12 protein-coding genes and 1 pseudogene are annotated in these 9,138 nt (G+C 52.7%); 9 read left to right on the forward strand and 4 right to left on the reverse strand.

Annotation, left to right across the window (positions count from 1 at the left end; genetic code table 11):
* On the forward strand, positions 1-1,883 hold a 1,883-nt coding region (locus AC2VLY_RS10810), incomplete at its 5' end, for a type IA DNA topoisomerase (RefSeq protein ID WP_486922259.1).
* 1 nt (position 1,884) lies between these two features.
* Here AC2VLY_RS10810 and AC2VLY_RS10815 read toward each other — a convergent pair.
* Together AC2VLY_RS10815 and AC2VLY_RS10820 are read right to left on the reverse strand one after the other, a co-directional pair.
* A complete protein-coding gene (locus AC2VLY_RS10815; protein ID WP_486922260.1) occupies positions 1,885-2,298 on the reverse strand; it encodes a type II toxin-antitoxin system MqsA family antitoxin in 414 nt (137 codons plus the stop codon).
* A gap of 1 nt (position 2,299) precedes the next feature.
* Positions 2,300-2,602: a type II toxin-antitoxin system MqsR family toxin gene (locus AC2VLY_RS10820; protein ID WP_065974585.1), complete on the reverse strand. Its 303-nt coding sequence runs from the start codon at positions 2,600-2,602 to the stop codon at positions 2,300-2,302.
* 74 nt (positions 2,603-2,676) lie between these two features.
* Here AC2VLY_RS10820 and AC2VLY_RS10825 point away from each other — a divergent pair, with 74 nt between their 5' ends.
* The 7 genes from AC2VLY_RS10825 (at position 2,677) to AC2VLY_RS10855 (ending at position 6,883) form a co-directional block, all read left to right on the forward strand.
* Positions 2,677-2,943: a restriction endonuclease subunit S domain-containing protein gene (locus AC2VLY_RS10825; protein WP_065974584.1), complete on the forward strand. Its 267-nt coding sequence runs from the start codon at positions 2,677-2,679 to the stop codon at positions 2,941-2,943.
* A gap of 90 nt (positions 2,944-3,033) precedes the next feature.
* The gene (locus AC2VLY_RS10830; protein ID WP_486891846.1) at positions 3,034-3,588 is read left to right on the forward strand and encodes a lytic transglycosylase domain-containing protein; all 555 of its coding nucleotides are present in this window, start codon (positions 3,034-3,036) and stop codon (positions 3,586-3,588) included.
* The gene (locus tag AC2VLY_RS10835) at positions 3,585-3,788 is read left to right on the forward strand and encodes a hypothetical protein (RefSeq protein WP_486891845.1); all 204 of its coding nucleotides are present in this window, start codon (positions 3,585-3,587) and stop codon (positions 3,786-3,788) included. Before AC2VLY_RS10830 ends, AC2VLY_RS10835 begins: the two co-directional genes overlap by 4 nt.
* Positions 3,789-3,811: 23 nt before the next feature.
* Positions 3,812-4,624: a hypothetical protein gene (locus AC2VLY_RS10840; RefSeq protein ID WP_486922261.1), complete on the forward strand. Its 813-nt coding sequence runs from the start codon at positions 3,812-3,814 to the stop codon at positions 4,622-4,624.
* Between the two features lie 16 nt (positions 4,625-4,640).
* Positions 4,641-5,201 (forward strand): hypothetical protein, encoded by a 561-nt coding sequence (locus AC2VLY_RS10845; protein ID WP_486891843.1) that lies wholly within the window; start codon positions 4,641-4,643, stop codon positions 5,199-5,201.
* Between the two features lie 98 nt (positions 5,202-5,299).
* Entirely contained in the window at positions 5,300-6,010 is a 711-nt protein-coding gene (locus AC2VLY_RS10850) for a hypothetical protein (protein WP_486891842.1), read from the forward strand.
* A 246-nt stretch (positions 6,011-6,256) separates the two neighbouring features.
* Positions 6,257-6,883 (forward strand): hypothetical protein, encoded by a 627-nt coding sequence (locus AC2VLY_RS10855; RefSeq protein WP_486891841.1) that lies wholly within the window; start codon positions 6,257-6,259, stop codon positions 6,881-6,883.
* An 80-nt stretch (positions 6,884-6,963) separates the two neighbouring features.
* Here AC2VLY_RS10855 and AC2VLY_RS10860 read toward each other — a convergent pair whose 3' ends face one another.
* Together AC2VLY_RS10860 and AC2VLY_RS10865 are read right to left on the reverse strand one after the other, a co-directional pair.
* A complete protein-coding gene (locus tag AC2VLY_RS10860) occupies positions 6,964-7,257 on the reverse strand; it encodes a hypothetical protein (protein WP_486891840.1) in 294 nt (97 codons plus the stop codon).
* Positions 7,258-7,384: 127 nt separating this feature from the next.
* Positions 7,385-8,305, reverse strand: coding sequence for an AAA family ATPase (locus tag AC2VLY_RS10865; protein WP_486891839.1), 921 nt, complete (start codon positions 8,303-8,305; stop codon positions 7,385-7,387).
* A 168-nt stretch (positions 8,306-8,473) separates the two neighbouring features.
* On the opposite strand from AC2VLY_RS10865, the pseudogene AC2VLY_RS10870 reads away from it, so the two are divergent.
* A pseudogene (locus tag AC2VLY_RS10870) lies at positions 8,474-9,138 on the forward strand (hypothetical protein); the annotation flags it as partial.

Consider the following 9,138-nt stretch of genomic DNA (forward strand, 5'->3'; position numbering starts at 1 on the left):
TACGCGCCGCCGCGTCGAGCGCGGATACCGTATTCATCGCCACTGACCCGGATCGTGAAGGGGAAGGCATTGCCTGGCATGTCTGCCAGGTGTTGAAAATCAAACCCGGTGAAGCCAAACGCATTTCCTATCAGGAAGTAACAGAAAGCGCGATCCGCAAGGCACTGGCCAAGCCCAGGCCGGTCAATATGCGCCTGGTGGCAGCCCAGGAAGCCCGTCGTGCCCTGGATCGCATGGTCGGCTGGGAAGTCTCTCCGATTCTGAGCCGTGCCATCGGTGCCAAGGCCTCTGCAGGCCGCGTGCAAAGCCCTGCACTCCGCCTGATCGTCGAGCGCGAACGGGCCATCAAGAGCTTTAAGCCCACGCCCTTCTATCAGGTGGTAGCCCACATGCCCGGAGCAAAAGGTGCATGGCGAGCGATCTGGCAGGACGGGACCAAGGAAGGTGAATACTTCCAGGACAAGGCCTTTGCCCAGGCACTTGCCGATGCCATTCCCGCGATGCCGCTTGTCGTATCCAAGGCGGAATCGAAACCGACCCGCAAATCGCCCGCGCCGCCCTTTACGACCAGTTCCATGCAGATGGACGGTGCCCGTGCCCTCAAGATTGGCGTTGATGACATCATGAAGGCAGCGCAGGCACTCTTTGAGGCGGGTGCTATCACCTATCACCGCACCGACTCCCCGAATCTCTCTGAGGAAGGGGAATCCATGCTGCGGGAAACCCTGAAAAAAATCGGACTACCCGTTGTGGAAACCCCCCGGCGCTGGAAAGCCAAGGGTGATGCCCAGGAAGCGCATGAGGCGATCCGGCCCACAAAATCGGATCGGGAAAACGCCGGCGAAGATAAAAACCAGCAAGCCCTGTACGACCTGATTCGCAAGCGGGCACTGGCCAGCCAGATGCCGGACGCAATCTATCAGCAGACTTCCTGCACGCTGGATGGCGGGAAGTTTCAGGAAAAGCCCGCGATATTCCGTGCCGTCGGATCAGTCCTGACGGATCCCGGCTGGCAGGCACTCTATCAGGAATCCGAAGAGGATGCGGAAGAGGACGGGAAGGGATCCGGATCCGAGAAAGTGGCGGCCAATCCGGTACCGAAGCTCTCCGTCGGTGACAAGCTCCGCGCAGACCGGGGGGAGATGCTGGCCAAGAAAACCAAGGCACTGCCCCGCTACACGGAATCCACGCTCATCAAGGCACTGGAAGATCATGGTGTTGGCAGGCCTTCGACCTATGCCAGCATCATCAAGGTGCTCTATGCCCGCGATTACATGAAGCGCAAGGGCAAAGCCCCGGCCCTCTATGCGACCGAGCATGGCGAATCCGTGTCGGATGCGTTATTGCCCTTTGATTTCTCCAGTCTGGATTACACCCGGCTTATTGAGGACAGCCTGGATGATATTACCCAGGGAAAGATGCCGCCGCGTGATCTGCTCTCCAAATCCTATGCGGATTTGAAAAGCACGCTGGATGCCATGCCCGGAGATCCAACCGCCCAGCCCTGCCCGGTGGACGGCTGCGACGGTATCGTGACGCGCCGGGAGAGCAAGAGAAAACCCGGTGCATTCTTCTGGGTCTGCTCCAATCGTGACGCCCATGATTTGCTGACCGATAAAAACGGTAATCCCGGAGAACCTTTCGGGGAAGCCGGATCAGGACCAGCCAACACCAACACCGATGGTCCCGCCTGTCCGGAGTGCGAGGATCCTACAGGGAAGTACGAAACCCGCAATGGTCATCCCTATTACCGCTGCAGCAAGGGCCACGGTACCTGGTGGGACGATAACGGCGCTATTGGTAAGGCCTGGGAGCCGTTGCCGGCAGGAAAGGGGAAGAAAGCTGGAAAGAAAGCCAGTGGTAGCAGAAGGAAAAAATCATGACCTACTCTGCCCGTCGAATTTCCTGCAACAGTTCAGGATGCTGCCCAAGTAGCTTCAGCAGCAAAACCGTGGACTTGTGGGGCTGGGTTTTGCCGCGCTCATATTCGGAAAAGGCAGATGCCCCACCGCCAAAGAGGATACCCGCTTCCTTCTGGCTAAGATGCAGGCGCTTTCTGGCATTACGCAGTTCCTCGCCCCGGCGCTGTGCGACTTCCCTGCGTAATTGCTGCAGCGTGTCGGCATACCGATGCGCCTCGCCCGCATCAAATTCGCACTCTCCACAGACCGGGCAATGCCATCCGGAAACCTCTGCGATATTGGCGGTCCTGCCTTCAATGAAAACGTGCATGTCCCTGCGCTCATGCACCAGTTCCGTACCGTCATCGCACTGCAGACAGAAGCGTTTTTCGGTCATATCAAAGCTCCTTAAACTGAATCACGACGGCTCCAGATCGCAGCGTGACTTTAATGTAGGCCATTTTTCCGTTTGGACAGGGCGCATGGTACACGTCCTGCCATACCCGATGATCGGCAAAGGTCGTCATGCTCTTAAACAGCATTTCCGATTGCAGGCCCAATACAACCGCCATTCCCTCAGCAACCGTAAGGCCCATCAGATCTATTCCCCGCAAAGCAGTAGCGGTAAAAGCATCCAGGCCAAGATGAGTGATGGTCGCTTTAATCTCCGCCAGAGAGTAGTGCGGTTTACGTTTCTCCATCACTTAGAGTTTATGGATTCCATAAACATTTTTCAATATAGTGCAGCAGTCCCAGACACAAAAGGAGCAACACCATGCAGATAGATACGAAGTCCAGAACGGCCATCGAAGACGTGATCAACCGCCGGGCAGCCATCGCCTCGATGCAGGAACAACTGAAGGAAGACGTGAAAGCTATTGCTGAATACCTGGACATCAAGCCCGCCAAGCTGAACAAGATCATCAGCCTGGTCGAGAAAGAGCGCGAGTCCGGAGATGTGGTGGAAGAAGAACGGGATACGCTGGATACGGCAGCGGATCTCGCTGGAAGTGGAGAATCCAAGCAGGATGGGGATGATTAAATTGCGGGCATTGTGGATCAGTTTGTTCTGTCATCAGTTTGCGACCTTATCCGGTAGGTTATCCACAGAAATTGTGGGTAAGGGCGAATCATGAGCCGCTTATCCACAGGGGTCGCGGGTGGGATTTCCTACGCGGGACTAGGTTTGGCCATTCTGTTCGGTGCCCATTGCGCCATCGCGCAACAGGCATCACAGGTGGAAGCGGCAAAGCGGGCAGAGCTATTGGCTCATGCGGTAATGGTGAAGCGTCTGACGTATCTCGCAGGGCCATACGCGCAGCAGGTCGTGGCCGACGCTCGCAGCTTTCATCTGCAGCCGCAGCTCGTGGCTTCCGTACTCTATGTCGAGAACGGCGGGGATTTTGCGGGATCAGCGCATCGCATCAGCCAGGCCGGTGCCATTGGACCCATGCAGCTCATGCCGGTCACGGCCAGGTTGCTCAGTGTGAATCCATACAAGCCCCGGCAAAATATCCAAGGCGGAGTCCGGTTTCTGAAGAGGATGCTGCACCGTTTCCACGGGAATACCCAGTTGGCTTTAATGGCCTATAACGAGGGGCCAACGGCGGTGGCGGAAGGTACCCGGTATGTGCAGGCCGTAGCTTACGCGGAAAAAGTGGTGCGGGTTTGGAGAGGAGCAGCATGATTAAAGCGAGGGTGTTGCTGAAATGGTCAACATGGGGCTATATCGCCGGGCTTTTCATTTGCTTGCTGGCAACATTGGTGTTCGGACGAATGTTCATCCAGTCCGGTGGATCGCGGGTATGGTTAGTTGTATTGGTGCCCGCGTGTCTGGTCCTGGCTAAATTCATCCTGGATGCTTTTGGCGTGCTGAGGGGTTTCTGATGGAAACTGCATGGATACTCCTGTTGGCTTTCTGGATGTATTGGGTGTTGATCCGCGAAAAGCCGATTTATCTGGATGGTCCCAGCGTTGGATTCTGGGCTTCCTGTTTGGGAAACTTCAGAACGCAAGGTCTAGTAGGCCAGTTGCAACCAGAACTGAACGCGGTGGCTGCACAATATGTGGCAAGCGTTTATGGGATGCAGGATATTGGAAGAATGCGTCGGAGAATTATGGCTTTCACCCTTGGTATAGGGGGGCTGATGACTTTTTTTTATTTTGGGAGCTTGGTGGTGTTTGGGTTGACGCACATAATGCTACCGGAACCGGTCATAACCGTTTCTCTTGTGGGTTCTGTAGTCTTGACGGCTTCATTTTTCGCTTTAAGGACAACGTACAAACGGGAGATGAAAAAGTCAGGGATTCAGACCAACAAAAAAAAGCGGGCGTTGATAGAGATCGGGAGAATCAGGCAGAGTCCATTGGGTCCGGCTATAGATGCTGCCGTGTTTGAAGTGCATCCACCTTCGATCTGGTGGTGGCCATACCCGCAAGGACGTGGCCGGTTTTTCAGAAATAGGCTGAAGCTGCTGGCGGTTTGTCTGCCAGTGGCTTGGGCAATCATGTATTTTATTCAGACGCATGTGGCCTGTTACCCCTCTTTTAAAGAACACAATCTCGTCATTTTCATACTTCTGCTTCTAGCAATGGCCGTGGAGTGGATGCTTTTTGTTTCCGCCCTTGTGATGTGGGGAGATTGGCAGGGTGGCTCGAAATCATCCTGGGAAACTTTCCCGCTGTATATACTGATCAAAGATATAGCTGATCTTACTTGCTGATTAAAGGAGAGTCGTCATGAGCGTTTTCAAAAAAACCGAAAATCAGGCATCACCGGAATCCAAAATACCGTTCCAGCCGGATCCGAAGTACAGAGGCTTCGTTTATACGATTCGGTACGCAGAGATGCAGAGCGTTTTCAGGCTCGCCCATAACATTATGCCCTGTCGTATCGGTGTTGTGGGTGGTGTATCCGCTGCGGATGTGTATATTGTGGACCCCACGAAAGGCGAAACACCTATTTTCCTGAACGTGGGTAATGATCCTGACGCTATGGCACAGGCGGGAATGGGTGATCCGTTTTTTCTAAAGCTGATTCGTGCTTTTGCTGAAACTGCCGTAGAAATGGAAGAGAAATATCCCTGCAGGATTCCTGAAAACGAAAATCTGGTCAGTTTTTTCGTGCGAAACGAAGATGTTTATGGACAGGATCAGGCCTGGGTTGGATGCGGGTTTAAGTGTGGCATAGGGAAAGCCTCGCATAATGAATTTGCTAAACATTTCTTTCGCATAGTTCCCCCGGTGAGCCAAGCCTGCATTGTTGGAGCTACCCATGGTTCTGTGCAGCCCAGGCATTAAGGGTGGATCCAAGTTTTGGATATTTAAGTATCCTGCATTGTGGGTGATATATGACCGATGGAATAGTTCCCTTTTTTATACTTGCAGGAGTGCTTTGGATGGGGCAGTTCATTTGGTTTCCAGACGGGGACAGACTTCTGGTTCTTCTTGAGAAAAACGCCAGACCGCCGAGCAAACCTATGGATACTTGGGCTGTGAAGATGTATCAGGAAACATTTTCTCCTGACTGCGGCTATCGGTGGGTACAAAAAGCGATAGCCCCAGTCGCCTGGGCATCCTGGGTCTTTTTGTTGGCGATTACGGTATTTTTTAGTGTCTTTATCGTGGGTCTTTTACCCAAAGGACCAGTAGTTATGTGGTCTGTTGCAGGCATTACTTTGCTTTGGTCCCTGTCTGTTCTGATTTTGTTGTTTTTACTTATTACAGAGATGATATTGTTGTGGCGAAAAGGGATACCGTTAAACTTTCGTAAGCGAAAAGCACAGTGGCTTGCGAATAATCCGGCTCCCTCATCACAGAAATCTAGTGACGAAAGATTACCCTGGTGGTTCTGGGTGGATACGGGTGTGTTTACTACCCTGCTGCGTGTCGCCGTTTTTCTGGGTGGGTTTTTCGTGTCGCTGGCGGTGGTTTTTTATGTGTTGCATGTAACCAATCCAGTAATGGTCACACCAAATAGATTCTGGTTGGTGGTTTATCTTTGGGGAACGAGTGTGTTTTGGTTCGCACTTTCTTTGCCAATGTGGTTGTCACACATGGACTGGACACACCGTAACCGTGAAATCCTGATCTTGTGGGCGGAAAAATGAAAAAGGATTGATTGCTGGCAGGAAATTGGAAACTGGCACACCAAGGGCCGCGAATGCGGCCCGCACGTTCCCGGACGTGCCCCTCGCCCGTTAGGGCGTGACCCGGCTCGAAGAGCCTGAACCGGCCCGTATGGGCCTGATACGGTCCCGGCGCAAGCCGGGAACCTGTACCCGCCCCGATAGGGGCTGTTAAAACCAATATCCTGCGATCTTTGAGTATCAGAGATAGAAATACGGAGGCAAGAAATGGGCGTATCGGAAGAAAACTGGGAAAACCGGAATCACAAGCGGATGTCACGCGCAGCGCAATACTTCAGTACGCGACGAGAGTGGATGCTGCCCGATCTGCTGATCAACCCCGTGGGTACACTCATCCTCTGGGACGGGAAAGGGTGGCAGACAGCACCTTGGCTGTACAGCTTTATGCAGGCGTTGCGAAGTGATCTGCTGGATTATGAGGATTTGCGAACCATGATCTCGCTACCTATCCGCCAGAATGCCGCAGAATACTGGGATCTAGTGTTGCTAACTTCCGGATTGAGCGGTCACTTTGGCGACAAAAAGAGAGCAACGCTCTGGCCCCAGGAACCGCCCGTATCCAGTATCCTGGCAATGGACCAGATGGCGTATCCGCCAAAGATTACGCCAAACATTTATATCGACTGTATTCCTGAGAGGATGATCGAAACACTGAAGCACTGTATAGACATGCCCGAATCCGTTATTTATTGGCGGCCTTCGCAAGAGAACATTCGAGCCATGGAAGCGTTCGATGTGATCTGGAACGATCTGGAGAATGACCTGATCGACTTCCCAGAAGTTCAGTTTGCCGGACAGCCGGAAGATGTGATCTCGATTCTTGGTGGCAAGTAGGCAAAGAAAAACCCCAAAGCCGAAGCTGTGGGGTGAGGGTGGTGTCGTGATAACAAGCTGAGTTCCAGCTTATTACCTTATTACGCGGCTGGACGATTAAAATCGTCCTCCAGCATATCGAGACACTCAACCCCATGAAGATACCTGACGGGAATTTTCAATATGGTGATCCCTGCCCGATGGAGCAGGTGAAAGACCATACCGATCTCCCCAATAGGCTCCTTAAAAGAAACCTGGTAATCAAAATGATCACCAGACCTCCATGGAAGTTGTGCCCCCTGAAACACCACCGGGGAATTGTTAAAAACCTTGCCCACCTCGCCATTGATGGCGACATGGACAAGCTCCTCCAAGAACTCGTCGTCCCATAACATAATATGTCTCCTATATTGAGTAGTGCCGCAAATAAGTGGGTGGACAAAAAGTATGGAAGCGCAGTGTGAGGGGGGATGACAAAGAAAAACCCCTAAGCCAAGGCGTAGGGGTGGGGAGAAAGACAGATCAAGGCGCTGGATTTATGAGGGTTTCCAGTATTTTTTTGACGCCCTCACTTTCGTCAGGGCCAAGACCGTCGGCAAAGCCGAAGGCAATGCTCTCCCAAAGATTTGCATCACCCAGTTTGGCAAATACACCGGCTTCCAGAATGGATGCAATACGAACTAATCCGCGAGTAGAAATCGGAGCCGAAAGCTCCCCGGCCATGTGCGCGTTGCGCGTTTCTCCAGCCAGTTGCACCAGAATGGCAGCCACATCTTCCGGCAGGTTAGGACACTTACCAGCAATGATGTTCAATTCCTCTTGTGAAGTGGGATAATCCACTTCCACAAAGAGGAATCTATCCAAAACTGCAGCATCCTGGACGTTTCTGGACCGAAACTGCCCGGTTGTGTCGCCACGACCACGGGTGTTTCCCGTGAAGGCGATTCGGAAATCAGGATGCGGATGAATCACCGCACCCGTTTCAGGGATAGCGAGTGGACTGCCTTCCAGAACCCGGTTCAGGGTGATGGTCACTGACGGGGGAAGTGCGTCGCCCTCATCAAAAACAATCCACTCGCCCTCGCGCATGGCGCGAACCAGTGGACCTTCAATAAAAGCCGTTTTGCCGTCTTCCAGGCCGATATAGCCAACAATATCAGCTTTTTCGGTTCTGGAGTTGCATGACAACGTAGTACAGCCATGCCCAAGACGAGCGGCCATCTGTTCAGGCAGACTCGTTTTCCCTGCTCCGGCTGGGCCGGAAAGATACAGACTGGTGGTTATATTTCCTGATGCCCAGGCCAGCATTTTCCGTAACGAATCCACACGGAAAATGTATTCAAAGACCGGGGCCGGAGTACGATCACTAGCCCTTTTTGCGGGGAATGGCTTGCCCGCCAGTTCTTGTATACCGAATGCTGCGCCTAAATCTATGGTGTTCATGGCCTATCTCCTTTTGAGAAATAATAAATTAAAGAATCCGGACAGGATGTTCGGAACAGTTCCGGAGATAAGTGGGTGGACAAAAAGTATGGATAGGCAGGTAGGGACTTGTGGTTATAGTGTGTTACGATCAGAAGAGAAACGAAAACCGAGAATCGAGATTTTTGGATGCACAGAACATACAAGTACAAAGCGTGGATTGTTTGCCCGGACGAAGAAGTCGCTCTGCAAGAGGCGCAGCGGGTGTTTTATGAGTTCGAGAGTGCGGCACGGCTGGATGAAATCGTCGAAGCCCGCAATCATGTTTATAAAAGCCTCGCGGACTTGTGGACACCGAATCGCCAGGATCCAATTCGCTGGTTACAGACCGAGCAGCGCAGAGTCATGGCCAGACGCAAAAAGACAAAACCCTTAAAAACGCTGGAAGAACGCAAGGAAACAGGAGATAAAGGCGTTATTTTCGGGGTGTTTCATACCAAAGCCGAGCAGAAAACCTGGAAAGAGGTCATCGAGCATAGCCAGAAAAAAGGGAATACCGTACTGGTAACAACCGCTCTTGTAGATGAAAAAAACGGTCATCCGGTCTATGAGGTGCAAATGCCGCTTTGGATGGACCGGGAAAAAGAACCGTTACGGTTCCGGTTTATCATGCACAGGCCGTTTCCGGAAAATGGAACCATGTATCGGTTTTTTCTGGTGGCCTGGCCCAAGATTCGCCAGGGGAAACGGATAGGCTGCCGCTGGGAAATCGGAGTGCGGGTCGAAATGCCGGAACCGGAACCACGTCAACCGCGCAGAGTGGGGACGTGGCAACCGCGCTGGCACGCGGAACC

It is taken from the genome of Acidithiobacillus sp. TH-A36 (genome assembly GCF_057473445.1).